The 15,138-nt window shown below is 64.5% G+C and carries 14 protein-coding genes; 5 read left to right on the top strand and 9 right to left on the bottom strand.

The window, feature by feature from the left end:
• Nucleotides 1-5: 5 nt before the first annotated feature.
• Both J7E83_RS07035 and J7E83_RS07040 read left to right on the top strand, forming a co-directional pair.
• Entirely contained in the window at nt 6-1,298 is a 1,293-nt protein-coding gene (locus J7E83_RS07035; protein ID WP_214960301.1) for a DUF58 domain-containing protein, read from the top strand.
• 46 nt (nt 1,299-1,344) lie between these two features.
• Complete coding sequence (locus J7E83_RS07040) at nt 1,345-2,058, top strand: DUF4166 domain-containing protein (RefSeq protein ID WP_214960303.1); 714 nt, start codon at nt 1,345-1,347, stop codon at nt 2,056-2,058.
• Between the two features lie 51 nt (nt 2,059-2,109).
• On the opposite strand, the gene J7E83_RS07045 is transcribed toward J7E83_RS07040, so the two are convergent.
• From J7E83_RS07045 to mnmA, 7 genes are all read right to left on the bottom strand, one after another.
• On the bottom strand, nt 2,110-3,183 hold the full coding sequence (locus J7E83_RS07045; RefSeq protein WP_214960305.1) for a hypothetical protein: 1,074 nt from the start codon (nt 3,181-3,183) through the stop codon (nt 2,110-2,112).
• Between the two features lie 13 nt (nt 3,184-3,196).
• Nucleotides 3,197-3,658 carry a chorismate mutase gene (locus J7E83_RS07050; protein WP_214960306.1) on the bottom strand — a complete coding sequence of 154 codons (462 nt, stop codon included), beginning with the start codon at nt 3,656-3,658 and terminating at the stop codon, nt 3,197-3,199.
• 114 nt (nt 3,659-3,772) lie between these two features.
• The gene (locus J7E83_RS07055) at nt 3,773-5,488 is read right to left on the bottom strand and encodes an ABC transporter ATP-binding protein (protein ID WP_214960308.1); all 1,716 of its coding nucleotides are present in this window, start codon (nt 5,486-5,488) and stop codon (nt 3,773-3,775) included.
• Nucleotides 5,485-6,504 (bottom strand): ABC transporter permease, encoded by a 1,020-nt coding sequence (locus J7E83_RS07060; protein WP_214960310.1) that lies wholly within the window; start codon nt 6,502-6,504, stop codon nt 5,485-5,487. The genes J7E83_RS07055 and J7E83_RS07060 overlap by 4 nt, the downstream gene beginning before the upstream one ends.
• 1 nt (nt 6,505) lies before the next feature.
• Nucleotides 6,506-7,597, bottom strand: a complete 1,092-nt coding sequence (locus tag J7E83_RS07065; RefSeq protein ID WP_214960312.1) for an ABC transporter permease — start codon at nt 7,595-7,597, stop codon at nt 6,506-6,508.
• Between the two features lie 126 nt (nt 7,598-7,723).
• Nucleotides 7,724-9,355, bottom strand: a complete 1,632-nt coding sequence (locus J7E83_RS07070) for an ABC transporter substrate-binding protein (protein WP_214960314.1) — start codon at nt 9,353-9,355, stop codon at nt 7,724-7,726.
• Between the two features lie 216 nt (nt 9,356-9,571).
• On the bottom strand, nt 9,572-10,717 hold the full coding sequence (mnmA, locus tag J7E83_RS07075) for a tRNA 2-thiouridine(34) synthase MnmA (protein ID WP_214960316.1): 1,146 nt from the start codon (nt 10,715-10,717) through the stop codon (nt 9,572-9,574).
• 409 nt (nt 10,718-11,126) lie between these two features.
• Here mnmA and J7E83_RS21070 point away from each other — a divergent pair, with 409 nt between their 5' ends.
• Nucleotides 11,127-11,267, top strand: coding sequence for a hypothetical protein (locus J7E83_RS21070; protein WP_251043477.1), 141 nt, complete (start codon nt 11,127-11,129; stop codon nt 11,265-11,267).
• Here the strand turns inward: J7E83_RS21070 and J7E83_RS07085 are convergent.
• Both J7E83_RS07085 and J7E83_RS07090 read right to left on the bottom strand, forming a co-directional pair.
• Entirely contained in the window at nt 11,243-12,475 is a 1,233-nt protein-coding gene (locus J7E83_RS07085; protein WP_214960319.1) for a cysteine desulfurase family protein, read from the bottom strand. The two genes, J7E83_RS21070 and J7E83_RS07085, sit on opposite strands and share 25 nt — an antisense overlap.
• Before the next feature lie 247 nt (nt 12,476-12,722).
• The gene (locus J7E83_RS07090) at nt 12,723-13,391 is read right to left on the bottom strand and encodes a hypothetical protein (RefSeq protein WP_311379597.1); all 669 of its coding nucleotides are present in this window, start codon (nt 13,389-13,391) and stop codon (nt 12,723-12,725) included.
• 206 nt (nt 13,392-13,597) lie between these two features.
• Here J7E83_RS07090 and J7E83_RS07095 point away from each other — a divergent pair, with 206 nt between their 5' ends.
• Entirely contained in the window at nt 13,598-14,563 is a 966-nt protein-coding gene (locus J7E83_RS07095) for a J domain-containing protein (RefSeq protein WP_214960321.1), read from the top strand.
• A 30-nt stretch (nt 14,564-14,593) separates the two neighbouring features.
• A complete protein-coding gene (locus J7E83_RS07100) occupies nt 14,594-15,061 on the top strand; it encodes a tRNA (cytidine(34)-2'-O)-methyltransferase (RefSeq protein WP_214960323.1) in 468 nt (155 codons plus the stop codon).
• The last annotated feature ends 77 nt before the right edge of the window (nt 15,062-15,138 follow it).

A 15,138-nucleotide genomic window follows, 5' to 3' on the forward strand; every position in this document is an offset into this window, starting at 1 on the left:
GCGGCATGGCAATCTCCGGACGTTTTGTGCTCCTGGCCCTCCTTGGGCTGGTGCCGGTGTTGCTGTTGCCGCGATGGGACACCGCCCTGACGGTGCTCCTGGTTTTGGCGTTGCTCCTAACCCTGGAGGTGGGTTTGGCGGCTTCCCTGCGGGGCATCGACGTCCAGCGCACGGAGTCCGGCAACGTGACTCTGCACGGCACGGCAACCTCCACCATCACGGTCCGGAACAACGGCCGGCGCCGGCTGCGCGCCACAATGCGCGACGCCTGGCAGCCTTCCGCCGGAGCACAGAATCCAGTGCAGGACGTGGAGGTCCCCGCGGGGGAAAGCCGCCGGGTAACTGTCCGGCTCCACCCGGTACGGCGCGGAGACCTGCGCGCTCCGCACGTCACACTGCGGTCGTACGGGCCCCTGCGCCTGGCTGCACGGCAGCGCACCCTCGCCTGCCCTGGCTCCCTGCGCGTCCTGCCGCCCTTCCATTCCCGCCGGCACCTGCCTTCCAAACTCCGGAAGCTGCGCGAGCTCGACGGCAAGGCGGCAGTGCAGATCCGCGGTGCGGGAACCGAGTTCGACTCGCTCAGGGACTACGTCCGCGGGGATGATGTGCGGTCCATTGACTGGCGGGCAACCGCCCGCCGTTCCGCCGTCGTCGTGCGGACATGGCGGCCGGAGAGGGACCGGCGCGTGGTGATCATCCTGGACACTTCCAGGACCTCAGCGGCGCGGATCGACGACGAGCCCCGCCTGGACACGGGCATGGAAGCTGCCCTCCTCCTGGCTGTCCTGGCCGAGCGGGGCGGTGACAGGGTGGACTTCCTGGCCTTCGACCGCCGGCCGAGGGCCAGGGCAGGATCCGCAACCACAGGGAATCTCCTGGGCCAGCTGGTCAAGGCTATGGCACCCCTCGAGGCAGAACTGATTGAGCTTGACTGGTCCGCCATTCCCGGCCAGGTCCGCGCTATATCAGCCCACCGCTCCCTTGTGGTGCTGCTGACCTCGCTTGAGGGCGGGGCCCCGGAAGAGGGGTTGATTCCCACGGCCGCACAGCTGGCGCAGCAGCACGTTGTGGTGGTGGCGTCCGTCCGCGATCCGATGCTGGGCCTGATGCTCCGGGAACGTAGCAACGCCTCCAGCGTGTTCCGGGCGGCGGCCGCCGAACGCGCCCTCCTGGAACGCGAGGCAGTCAGCACGCAACTGCGGCATCAGGGAGCGGAAGTGGTGGACGCCGAACCGCATCAGCTGCCGCCGCAGCTGGCCGACATGTACATCAGGCTCAAGGCTGCCGGTAGATTGTGAGACTACACGCAGTGCCGCTGTCAGCGCCGCCACCAGGAGGTCCAGCATGAACGTTCCCATCTACCAGCAGGTCCTGGGCGGAGACTTCGACCGGCTGCAGCCCGAGCTTCAGGACTACTTCTCCCTGGCTCCGGGCTCCGGACACTACTGCGTGGGCGAGGGCGTATTCGACGTGGTGGGGTGCAGGCAACAATGGCTGCGTCCCCTGCTGCGGCTCACGTCCTCGGAGGAGGCGTTCTTCCCCGAGTACGGTGAAAGCATTCCCTTCAGGATCGAAAACCACGCGCATCTTGATCCATTCCGACGCTCCAGCCTGACAGCCAGGCGGGAAATCCGGTTTCCCACGGTCACCCGGATCTTCCAGGACACCACCAGCGTCACCGACGCGGACAGCGGTCCCCAGCTGGTGGACTATGTCGGCAGGTACCGGCGGGTGGTGACTGACCTGAACCTCAGCGTCACGGCGGAGGGCCGGCTGCGCGGCATTTCCGAAGCCTCCCGCCTTTTCCTCGGCTCCCTCCGGCTTCCGCTGCCTGCCGCGCTTGATGCCAGGGCCTACGCCGAGCAGTGGTGGGACGGGTCGGAGGGCGAAAACGGAAAGCACCGGATCCAGGTCAAGGTCATCCAGCCCCAGATCGGCCTGGTCCTGGTGTATGCGGGAAGCTTCGACTATCGGTTGCGCCCCTACATTGGAGGCAGCTCGGCACACAGCTTCCTGCCTCCTTATGTGCAGCCGGACCGTTGGGAGAACCGGACCTAGCGGGCGGCAGCTTGCCGGTGCCGGCGCGCCGCCCTGCTGCAGCAGGCCTGTTCAGCCCAGCGCCCGCTGGTTCAGCCCATCTGCCACCTGCGTGAGCCGTGTGAGAACGGCGGTAGCCGTTGCTGGTGTGTGGTTGGCCAACCCGGCGGAGGGTGTGACGCGGACAGTGCTGAGGGACGACGGCGGCAGGCCCAGCTGGTGCCACGGATGCCAGACGGAATCGACGACGTCCGCCACCTTGGGCAGAGTGCCCATCGAGACCTCGAGCGCCCCGGCCCAGAGCCGCTTTCCTGCCTCAATTGCTCCGGCGAGCTGCTCCCATTGGCGCGACGTCAAGGCTTTCAAGGGGACGGCTATGCCGTCGGCACCAGCGGCGAGGATCCGCTCAAAAGGCGCCTCAACCTCCGGAACTGAAACGGCGATTTCGGCAGCCCCGGCGGCACGAAGTGCGTCAATGACCACCCGCCAGGATTCGGTGACCTCCTGCCCGCCCACCGCGCGCAGTGTGCGGTAACCGCTCGACGTCGGAATGGTCCCGGCAAGCACGGCGGCGATATCGGGTTCGTCGAGCTGCACCACCAGCCGGGCGCCCGGAACTGCCATGGAGATCCGGGACAGGTAGCCACCCACGCCGGCGGCCAGCGAGGCCGCAATGTCGCGGCGCGCGCCATAGTCAAGGAGTGCCCTTTCACCGTTGTGCAGGTGCAGGCCCGCGGCCAGGCTCAGCGGCCCGAGCAACTGGACCTTGATCTCTGCGGCGGGTCTGTCCTCCTCTCCAGCTACGTCGGCGAGGATGTTGATGTCCGTAGACAGCGCTGAGGCTGCCCGGCGAAAGTCCTTCCCCGGGCGGTCAACCAGGCGCCAGCCATAAGGCTGGACATCCACTGCCATCTCGACGAGGAGCGACGCCGTACGTCCCAGGCTGTCCGATCCGACGCCCCGGTCCGGAAGTTCGGCCAGGAACGGCATATGAGGGGTCCCGAGTTCGCCGCGGATAATCCGGGCAGCCTCCACAGGGTCCTCTCCCGGCCACGGACCCAGGCCGGTTGCGGTCACCTCCAGGGGCGCGGCATCGACGGGCTCCGCTTTGTACTGCTCTGGTTGCTGGCGGCCGGTCAAACTCATGCGACGGCCACTTTCATGCCACGGCGGAGGCATGCGGGCCTGAGGCGACACCCGTCCCTTGGGGTGCCTGCTCTGCGGCGGGTCCCCCATCCTGCTTTCCGGAGGCGGCCTCATGGTCTTCGGCGATGGCTTCGTGGTGCCGGATCACCTCGCCAATGATGAAATTGAGGAACTTTTCCGCGAAAGCGGGATCCAGGTGCGCCTCCTCGGCCAACCGCCGGAGCCGGGCGATCTGGGCGGTTTCACGGCCTGGGTCTCCCGCCGGCAGCCGGTGGGCGGCTTTCAGGAAGCCCACCTTCTGGGTGGCCTTGAACCGTTCCGCAAGAAGGAAGACCAGGGTGGCATCGATGTTGTCGATGCTGGAACGGATGGACAGCAGTTCCGCCATCACCGAGTTGTCCACCTGGCCTGCCAGGGAACTGGCGGAGGCGTCGTAGGATTCGGAGTCAGGAACGTCATGGCTGTGCTGCGTCATGGTCCAAGTCTATGGGCAGGCGGGGGAATTCCTGGCGGTGTTAGGCGCGGGGTGGGGCGAAGGGCACCCCGCCTGGTTCGCCCGGCGGGGTGCCCTTCCTGCTGAACGGAACGTTCAGATACCCAGCAGCGTTCGGTGTTCTGCCCGCCGTTTTGCCTGCTCGTCCGGATCCGGCACGGGAAGGGACGCGATCAGGCGCTTGGTGTAGTCGTGCTGCGGCGCCCCCATCACCTGGCTGCCGATCCCCTGCTCCACCAGCTTGCCCTTGTAGAGCACGCCAACCCAGTGCGAAAGGATGTCCACCACGGCAAGATCGTGGCTGATGAAAAGCGCCGCGAAGCCAAACCCGCCCTGGATCTCCTTGAACAGTTCCAGGACCTTCGCCTGCACGGAGACGTCCAGGGCCGACGTCGGCTCGTCTGCGATGAGCAGCTTCGGGTTCAGGATCAGTGCCCGGGCCAGCGAGGCCCGCTGCCGCTGTCCGCCGGACAGCTCATGCGGGTACCTTTCGGCGTACGACGCCGGCAGCTGGACTGATTCGAGTAGTTCGGCCACGCGTTTGCGCGCCTGGGCCGGAGTGGGGTTTTTGTGGATGATCAAGGGCTCCGCAACGCAGTCACCGATGGTCAGCTGGGGGTTGAAGGAGGCGGCCGGATCCTGGAAGACGAACCCGATGTCCTTGCGGAGCGGCTTGAAAGTGCGTTCCTTGAGATTCAGCATCTCGTACCCCAGGACCTTCAGGCTCCCTCCGGTGGTCCGGTTAAGTCCCGCGATGGCCCGGCCGATAGTGGTTTTTCCGGATCCGGATTCGCCAACCAGCCCGAAAACTTCGCCCTCGGACACCGTGAAACTGACCCCGTCCACGGCCTTGAAGGAAGGGCTTCCCAGCCGGCCGGGGTATTCGATGGTCAGGTTCCGCGCCTCCACCAGCACCTTGCCGTCCTGGTGGGCTCGCTGTGTCATGCCCTCCGACGCCGAGTTGCGCCCGAGGTGCGGGACGGCCGCCAGCAGTTTCCTGGTGTAGTCCTGCTTGGGCTCCGCAAACAGCACCCGCGAAGTGGCTTCCTCCACGACGTCGCCCCGGTACATCACCACCACACGGTCGGCGAGGTCGGCCACTACGCCCATGTTGTGGGTGATCAGCACAATGGACGTGCCGTAGATGTCCCTCAGGTCCCTGAGCAGTCCCAGGATCTCCGCCTGCACCGTTACGTCCAGTGCCGTGGTGGGCTCATCAGCCACGATCAGCCCGGGGTTCAGGGCAAGGGCCGCGGCGATGACAACGCGCTGCTTCTGGCCGCCCGAGAACTGGTGCGGGTAGTAGTTGACCCGCTGTTCGGGATCCGGAATCCCTACTTTGCCCAGCGCCTCGATGGCTCGGGCCTTGGCCTCTTTGGCGGAGACCCGCTTTCCGTCGGGCCCGCCGCTGTGGGCACGAATGCCCTCCGCGATCTGCCAACCCACAGTAAACACCGGGTTCAATGCCGTGGACGGTTCCTGGAACACCATGGCGACATCACGGCCGCGGATCTGCCTCAGCTTCGAGGCGCTGACGCTGATCACGTTGTTTCCATTGATGAGCACCGCCCCGCCACTGGTGGCAGTCTCCGGCAGCAGCCCAAGAATGGTCTTGGCTGTCACGGTCTTGCCGGATCCGGATTCGCCGACGATCGCCAGCACCTCTCCGGCCCTGACGTCGAGGCTTACGTCGTTGACCGCGTAGACGTCCCCGCTGTCAGTGGCGAACGTGACCTTGAGGTGGTCAATCTCCAGGACCGGGGGATCAGTAGGGTTCTTCCGGTCCGATACGGAACCAAGGTTGACAGTCAAAGTACTCTCGATTCTGCTTCGAGGCTGGCCGGGGCAGCCGGAACCGGGCCGCTTTTGCCGCTTCCCGCGCGCTTGCGCCCGCGGATGCGCGGATCATTGAGGTCATTGATGCTCTCCCCCACGAGCGTGAGGCCCAGCACCGTCCAGACAATGGCCAAGCCGGGGAACACGCCTGTCCACCAGATGCCCGACGTCGTATCGGCAAGGGCCTGTTTGAGGTCGAAGCCCCACTCTGAGGCGGATGACGGTTCGATGCCGAAGCCCAGGAAACCCAGCGCCGCAAGCGTGAGGATTGCCTCCGAGGCGTTCAGCGTGAAGATCAGCGGCAGAGTCCGGGTGGCGTTGCGGTAGATGTGCCTGCTCATGATGCGGATGCTCGAGGCGCCCACAACTTTGGCGGACTCGACGAACGGTTCCGCCTTGAGCCGTATGGTTTCGGCCCTGATGACCCGGAAGTACTGGGGAATGAAGACGACCGTAATGGAGAAGGCAGCCGCCAGAATGCCGCCCAAGAGGCTCGATTGTCCGCCGCTGATGACAATCGCCATGACAATGGCCACGAGCAATGACGGGAAAGCGTAGATAGCATCTGCGACGACAACCAGGATTCGGTCCAGCCAGCCGCCCAGGTATCCGCTGACCAGGCCAAGAATAACGCCCGCGAAAATGGAGAGGATGACGGCCACGACGATGACGAAGACAGCGGTTTGTGAGCCCCATACGACACGAGAAAAGACGTCATAGCCGCCCACTGTAGTTCCCCAGAGATGCTTGCCTCCGGGCGGCTGCTGGGTGGCAAAACTGCCCTCGGCGTCGGAAAGCTGGGCAAAGCTGTAGGGGGCAATCAGCGGCGCAAAGGCCGCAGTCAGCAAAAAGATACCGGTCAGCACCAGCCCGATGACGAGCATGCCCCGCTGCAGCCCCACGCTCTTGTTGAAATGGGAGATGACGGGCAGCCGCTTAAGCAGGGACGCCTTGCGGGCAGTGGGGGCTGCCACAGGAGAATTCGTGCTCATGTCAGTACCTCACGCGGGGGTCGATCAGCGCGGCCACGATGTCCACGATGAAGTTGGTGACCGCTACGATGACGGCCAGAAGGACAACGATGCCCTGGACGGCCACAAAGTCACGGGCCGTCAGGTAATTGGCCAGCTGGAAACCGAGGCCTTGCCACTCAAACGTCTTCTCGGTCAGCACCGCGCCCCCAAGCATGACGGCGATCTGCAGGCCCATCACGGTGATGATGGGGATCAGGGCCGGCTTGTAGGCGTGCTTGGTGACCAGCCGGAACTCGCTCACTCCACGTGAGCGCCCGGCCTCGACGTAGTCCTTGCCGAGGGTACCGATCACGTTCGTGCGGACCAGCCGGAGGAAGATGCCCGCTGTGAGGAGGCCAAGGGCCACCGCGGGAAGGACTGCGTGTGCCATCACGTCGCCGAGCGCGGCCATGTTCCCGCTGCGGACGGCGTCCAGCCAGTAGATCCCGCTGGGCGCCTGCAAGGACGTCAGGGCCAATTCGCTGGAAGTCTTGGCCCGGCCTGCAACGGGAAGCCAGCCGAGCCAGACCGAAAATGTGAGCTTGAGGAGAAGCCCTGCGAAGAACACCGGAGTGGCGTAACAAAGGATGGCGAACACGCGCAGCACGGCATCGGGCAGATGGTCGCGCCGGTGCGCGGCAATCATGCCGAAAGGAATACCGACAAGGAGCGCCACAATCAAGGCATTGATCGTCAGTTCAAGTGTGGCTGAACCATAGGTGGCCAGCATCTCCGTAACCTTTCGGTTGTCGGAGAGGGTGGTTCCGAAGTTTCCGGTGACGAGCTGGCCGAGGTACTCGAAGTACTGCACCAGGAGGGGGCGGTCGTAGCCCGCGGCATGGATCCGTTCCTGCAGCTGGTCCGGGGGAAGCCGGCCACCCATGGCCGCCGTGACGGGATCGCCGGTGACCCGCATCAGGAAGAACACCAGGGTGACCAGGATGAGGATAGTGGGAAAGATCAGCAGGAACCTGATCAGCATGTACTGGCCGAGTCCCCCGCCGGCCGCTTTCTTCTTTGACGGTAACAGGCCGTCGGCGTCGCTTGGCGGCGCCTCAATCAATGTAGTCATTCTTACCTAATGTCGATCGGTCCGAAGGCGGTGGGCAGCCCCGGATCTGTTATGCATCCAGCAAGAGGGCGGGACGCCAGTAGGCGTCCCGCCCCTAGGCTGGACAGATCCTGACGGTGCGGGTCCTTACTTCGAGATCACGCCGAGGCGGGTCTTGAAGGATGCGTCGAGCGTCTTTTCCACGCCCTTGACATCCGCGCCGGCCACCATCAGCTGGGCACCCTGCAGCAGCGGCAGCGTGGACAGGTCCTTAGCCACAGCTGTTTGTACGTCGCCGAGCGCCTTTGCACGCTCGGTCTTGTCAGCTGTAACAAGTTCCTTCTTGACCAGATCGGTAACCGCCGGGTTCTCGTAGTGGTTATGGAGGAAATTGCCCGGGATAAAGAACGGCGTGAGGTAATTGTCGGCGTCGGAGTAGTCCGGGAACCAGCCCAGCTGGTAGACCGGGTAGGCGTCCGCGGTGCGTGCCTTGGAGTAGGTAACCCATTCGGTGGACTGCAGGTCCACCGTGAACAGGCCGGACTTCTCCAGCTGTTCCTTGACCATGGCGTATTCATCGCCGGAGGACTTGCCGTAGTGGTCCGGGTTGTACTGCAGCTTGATGTTGACGGTACCCGAGATCCCGGCGTCGGCGAAGGCCTTCTTGGCTTTGTCCAGGCTCGGCTTGCCGTTCCCGTCGCCGTACATCTCCTTGAGTGGCTTCACTGCTCCGGGCAACCCGTCAGGAACAACGGAATAGGCAGGTACGTACGTGCCCTTGTACACTTGGGTAGCTATGGCATCACGGTCCACGATGTTCGCCATGGCCTGACGCACGGCCAGCGCCTTCTTCGCATCGGCGTCCGGGGACTTTGCACCGAACGGCATGGTGTCGAAGTTGAAAACGATATAGCGCAGCTCACCGCCCGGCCCTTTATGGACCTTGACCTTCGAATCCTTTTCCAGGTCCGCGGCATCGGTGGCCGTGAGGCTGCGGCCCGCGACGTCGACGTTGCCCTGCTGCACGTCCAGCTTCAGGTTGTTGGAGTCAGCGTAATACTTGATGTTGGCACCGTCGTTGGCGGGTTTACCGAGCAGGCCCATGTAATCCGGGTTGACCTTGAGGCTGACCAGTTCGTTCTTCTTGTAGCTGTCGATCGTGTACTGTCCCGCGAAGGGCTTAGCCTTGACGATCTCCTCATCGCTGAGGATTTTGTCTGCTGGAAAAACTTCCTCATCGACAATGGGGCCTGTGTTGGTTCCGAGCACGCTCGGAAAGACCTGGTCATTCGCCTCCTTCAGCGTGAAGACGACCGTCGAATCATCCGTGGCCTGCACGGACTTCAGGTTCGAGAGCAGCGACGCCGGTCCGTTGGGGTCAGCGATTTTGACCACCCGGTCAAAGGAGAACTTGACGTCAGAGGACGTCAGGGCGTGCCCGTTAGCAAACTTGAGGCCTGGTTTTAGCTTCACCGTGTAATCCGTGGGACTGGTGAAGGATGCCGATTCGGCGATGTCAGGGCTGGGTTCTGCTGTTCCGGGCTTTGAGTTCATGAGGAACGGATAGACCTGGTTCATCAACATGAAGGACCCTGCGTCATAGGAACCTGCGGGATCCAGGGTGACCAGTTTGTCAGTCGTTCCATAGGTGACGATTCCGCCGCCGGCACTCTCTGTGGACGTTCCGCCGCCGCCTGAGGGGCCCGTGCAGGCAGTCAATGCGAAAGCGGAAATGCCTGCCAGCGCGATAGCGCCCCGCAGTCTGGTGCTCTTGATCATCTGTGAGCTTTCTGTTCGATGAGTCGTGCCCGCCGCCCGCCAGGCTGTGTTTGCATTGGGGGGAAGCGCGCTGTCGTGATTCCTCGATTCAATCAGACAGGCAGACCATGAAACGATTCATACTGTGATTTGGTACACAAAATTTACCTGATTGGTTCATCGCTCTCACTTTTGTGTTCGAGCCTGTGCAAAGCCGCTCCGCGCGGGTTGCTGTCGCTAGAGTTCGGCGCGCTGCAGCGAACGGGCGGCGTCGATTGTCGCCTGCCCCAGGACCCGGCTGCCCTGGTAAAGCACCACTGTCTGGCCCGGAGCCACGCCCCGGAGCGGTTCGGTCAGGGTGACAACCAACTGCTCGTTCGAAGCTGCGTCTGCCGAACTGCTGGGGCTGCGCACCACAACCGCCGTCGCCGGAACCGGGTCCCCGTGGGCACGCACCTGGGCGTAGCAGGCGAACTCGGCACCTGTGTGCACTTCGGCGATTGGCAAACCGGCCCAGGACACCTTGATACCCCGGATCTCGTCAATGGCCAGCAGCGATCCAGGCCCCACCACTACCTTGTTTTCCTTGGGGCGGATCTCCAGCACGAACCGTGGCTTGCCATCCGCTGCAGGAGTACCCAGCTTGAGGCCCCGGCGCTGCCCCACGGTAAAGGCGTTGGCGCCAGGATGCTCCCCCACCTTCGTGCCGGTCTCGTCCACGATGTCGCCGGTGCTCATCTCGATTTTCTCGGCAAGCCAACCCGCGGTGTCGCCGTCGGGAATAAAGCAGATGTCGTGACTGTCCGGCTTGTTGGCTACGGACAGTCCACGGCGCTCGGCTTCGGCACGCACCTCGGCCTTTGACGGCGTGTCAGCCAGCGGGAACATCGAGTGCTTGAGCTGTTCGTGGGTGAGTACGCCCAGGACGTAGCTCTGGTCCTTGGCCCAGTCGGCCGCACGGTGAAGTTCGGGATTCCCCTCGGCGTCGGTGATCACCTTGGCGTAGTGGCCTGTGCAGACGGCGTCGAATCCCAGTGCGATGGCCTTCTCCAGCAACGCGGCGAACTTAATGCGCTCGTTGCACCGCATGCAGGGGTTGGGAGTCCGGCCGGCAGCGTACTCGTCGATGAAGTCCTGGACCACATCTTCCTTGAAACGCTCGGAGAAGTCCCAGACGTAGTACGGGATACCCAGCACGTCGCAGGCGCGCCAGGCGTCGCGTGAGTCTTCGATGGTGCAGCAGCCACGGCTGCCGGTCCGCAGGGTTCCGGGCATCCGGGACAGCGCGAGGTGGACGCCGACGACATCGTGACCCGCCTCGACGGCCCGTGCTGCGGCAACGGCGGAATCGACTCCGCCGCTCATGGCTGCTAGAACTCGCATGCTGGCTTTCTTTGTGGGGTAGGGGTTTTGCCGGCTCTTGGCGGCTGTTCGCCGCAGAAATAGCACAATGCCTGCATCCCTATTGTATCGGCACGCCGAATCCTCCTCCAAAAGAGCCTGACTGCCCCTAGGCCGCCTTCTAAAGTCACGCGTAATGGTTTTAGATACCGCCTTCCACAAGCGGTGCCGGCTGAGCCCCGGCCGCAGGAATGGAGCCAATCATGGCCAACGGGAACATTGTGATTGTGGGCGGCGGACTCGCCGGCTCCACCGCCGCCAAGACACTCAGGGCCGAAGGATTCGGCGGGCCTGTGATCCTGCTCGGCACCGAAAGCCACCCCCCTACCTGCGGCCTCCGCTGTCCAAGGAATATCTACTGGGCAAGGCGGCCAAGGACAGCGTCCCGGTGGTGCCGGTTGGCTGGTACGGGGAGAACGACGTCGACCTCCGCCTGAGCGTTTCAGCCACCAATGTTGAGCCTGATGCCAGGACCGAGCGGCTGAGGGACGGGTCGGTGGGTCTCGATCAGCTCCTGCCGGAGGCCGCCTGACGGGCCACCGTTCCGGCGGTCTGGATGGAGGATTCATGCCCCGCCATTCCTGCCTGACGGGCCCGCAGGTAGGCGTCGGGGAGGGCCGCCAGCAAGGCATCGACGTCAGCGTCGCTTGAAGCGTGGCCCAGCGTGAACCGCTGTGCGCCGCGCGCCGTTTCCTCATCCAGGCCCATTGCCAGCAGCACGTGGGATGGCCGCGGGACTCCGGCGGTACAGGCTGACCCTGTGGACGATTCCACTCCAGCCAGGTCCAGCAGGAACAGCAGCGAATCCCCCTCGCAGCCAGGGAAGGTGAAGTGCGCATTGCCGGGAAGCCGCCCCTGGCCGGGCGCTCCACGCAGGACTGCCTCCGGAACAGCCAGCAGGACTCCGTCGATCAGGCTGTCGCGGAGGCCGGCGATCCGGGCGGACTCCGTTGGCAGTTGGGCGGTTGCGGCTTCTGCGGCCGCTGCGAAGGCAGCAATGGAGGCAGTATCCAACGTCCCGGAGCGCACATCGCGTTCCTGGCCGCCGCCGTGCTGCACTGGCGTCAGTTTGACTGCCCGTCCGAGCAGCAGGGCCCCCACTCCCACCGGTCCACCGATCTTGTGCCCGGAAATGGACATGGCATCCAGGCCCGCAACCTTGAAGTCCACCGCCAACGAGCCAAAAGCCTGCACAGCGTCCGAATGCACCGGCACGCCCACGGCATGCGCCAGCTCCACGATCCTTTGCACCGGCTGGATGGTGCCCACTTCGTTGTTGGCCCACATGACCGTGACGAGTGCGATGGTGTCCGGATCACGCGCCAGCTCAGAGTCCAGGACCTCCAGATCCACAACGCCGTCGGCGTCCACCGGCAGCCAGGTGACGTCGGCACCCTCGTGCCGCTCGAGCCATTCAACGGTGTCCAGTACGGCATGGTGTTCGACGGCGGAGCAGAGGATGCGGCGCCGGGAAGGGTTTTCGCCGGACCGGGACCAGTACAGCCCCTTGACGGCCAGGTTGTCCGATTCAGTGCCTCCGGAGGTAAAGATGACTTCGGAGGGGTGGGCGCCGGCCGCCGCCGCTATGGTTTCCCTGGCATCCTCCACGGAGCGGCGGGCACGGCGGCCCGAGCCATGGAGAGACGACGGGTTCCCTGTGCGGGCCAGTTCCCGGGTCAGAGCGGCCAGCGCCTCCGCGAAAAGAGGCGTGGTGGCGGCATGGTCCAGGTATACGGGCACCCATCAATTCTAGCCGCGTCCGCAGGGCGGAGCGTTGGGCAGGGGTTTTTGGGCAGGATTCCCGGGCAGGGGTTTTTGGCCGAGTTCCTGGTGGGTAGTTGGCGCCAGGGCCGGGGGGTGCCGAGGAAGTTCTTGGCCAGCTCTTGGGCACGCTACCGTCAGGCCGGAGTGATCCTGGCGCAGCATTGGCCGGGCGCGTTGTTTGCCGCGCCGCATCGAGGCGAAGCCGCTGACCAGACTGCACCAGCTAGTTGGACGGCGGAACAACCACGAGCCGCCGCGCGACATCAGCACGAGCGGCGGCGAGCGCAGCGGCATCCGGACAGGCGACTGAAACGTAGACAGAGGAGCCAGCCATGCCGAACAGCCTCGCCATGATGGCGGTCGCCTTGGCTCCCGGAGCGGCCGACGGCTCAAGCACCAGCACCTCAACCGACGGCCCTGGTTGTTCCGGGTCTCCGCCCCAACGCAGTGTTTCCGTCTTCAGGTATTCCGGCAGGATGCTCGGGTCCAGGTAAGTGAAGAGGCCCACTGTCGACTCACGGTCATCACCCCGCGTAAGAGCGGACTGGTTGGTGCGGACCTTGGCAGCCACCAGGCACCCGTCCGCTTTCAGGTACTGGCTCTCGCCGGCCACATCGTCCTTGACCAGCTTCCAGCCGGGTAACTCTTTCAGCCCGTCAGAGATTCCCACGGGAACTCCGGGCGCCAGGGAGCCACCAGCTGAAAACGGCAGGTCCCTGGCAGCCACCGCCCCGGCGTCGTGGCCTGGGGTGATGGTGGGGGTGGCAAGGGTGGAAGCGGTCTTCTCAGGTGTCGGGACGGCCGGATCGGGCACGTTGATGCTGCAGCCACCCAGAACTGCCACTTCGAGCAACCCACCAGCCACCACTAGCGCCGCAACCAATGCCTTCACACACACCCCAATACTCTCCGCACCCGCTTGGCCGCACCCGCCGTCGTCATCCAAGAGTCTAGACGCCCAGCAGGCCAGTCCCTGGAGTGCGCCAGACCACGCCCCGGGAACCACTGGTGCTGTCACGGTCGTTATCTGGGCAGGCCGTTAAACTGGGCTGACCGGGCTGCCTCCGTGGACTGGCCATATCAAGAGAAGGACGATGCTTGACCGAGAGCAGCAGCTCCCATTACCAGGTGCTTCGAGTCGCAGTGACTGCCAGCGACAAGGAGATCAAGGTGGCCTACCGCCGGGCCGCCCGTAAGGCCCATCCCGATCACGGTGGCGACCCCGCGGCCTTCCGGCGGGTCACCGCGGCATATGAGACCCTTATCGATCCGAAACGCAGGAGCGCCTATGACCGCTCCTATGCCGCAGGCACGGCGGGAGATGGTTCGGCGAACGGAACCCCGGAGGCACACTTTGATGCGCCGCCCGCGGGAAGCCATGCGTCAGCCACTGTCCACCGTCCTAATACTCCGCGCAACACCGCAGGGGATGCACCCCTCTACGTTCCCCCCTTCGAGGCGGACGCGTACGAAGCAGCCGGAACGGTGCCGCTGATCCCCCTTGGCCAGGCCAGCCAGCAGGTCCATGGAGTGCCGCGCAAGCGGGGCATTTTTGGTGCCGAAGCGCGGATCCAGCGCGAAATGAGGACCGTGCAGCTCATCAGTCGCCAGGTGCTCCCCGCGATTCCAGCGGCCCGGCTGATCAACGGACTGCAGTCCCCGGCGGACAACAGCCACATTGACCATGCCCTCCTCTCCGGCTACCGGCTGGCACTCATCAGTTCCATGCTCCTGCCCAAGGGCGCCTACGCGTGGGACGGTCGGACCCTTAACCACGGCGGACGGTCAGTGGCCCCGCCACAGCTGGCCCATGTCGTCCGGGCCATGCAGGATATCTTCCCCGAACTGAACGTCACCGGCTGGACCGTGATCCACAGCACCGACGGCAACCTGCACGAGCCAGTGATTGACCGTCATCGCCGTTCCGCCGTCGGGCACGACACCGTCCAGGTGGTCAACGCTGCGGGCCTGGTCCGCGGTCTCAAGCAGTTCCTATCCTCCGGACCCGCGCCCAACACCGTCAACGTGTCCGTACTTGCCAGGCTGCTTCGGGGCATGCACTGACGTCGTTGCCCGGCTGACTAGGATGGGACGGTGTTCCGTATCCTCTTTATCACTCCTGAAATTCCGGGCAACACCGGCAACGCCATCCGGCTCGCAGCCATTACCGGCGCCGAACTGCACCTTGTGGAACCCCTGGGCTTCGATTTTTCCGACGCAAAGCTCCGGCGCGCGGGACTTGACTACCACGACCTCGCCGTCGTCACCATGCACAAGACCATCGAGGCCGCCTGGCAGGAATTGCAGCCGGAGCACGTGTATGCCTTCACCTCGGACGGGCAGGCCAGTTACACAGACATCGGATACTCTCCCGGCGATGTGCTGATGTTCGGGCAGGAGTCCGTGGGCCTGTCAGACCATGTCAAGCGCGATCCGCATGTAACGGCCACGGTACGCCTGCCCATGCTGCCTTCCCTCCGCTCGCTGAATCTCGCCAATGCTGCGTCCATCGCGGTCTACGAAGCCTGGCGCCAGCACGGATTTGCCGGCGCCCGGATCTGACCGGCCTCCCCGGCAATCCGCACCGTCATCTGCACCGAATCACTCCTGAGAACATTCATCATCGGCGAGGAGCGGCA

The organism is Arthrobacter sp. ISL-48 (genome assembly GCF_018613805.1).
Taxonomy (GTDB): domain Bacteria; phylum Actinomycetota; class Actinomycetes; order Actinomycetales; family Micrococcaceae; genus Arthrobacter.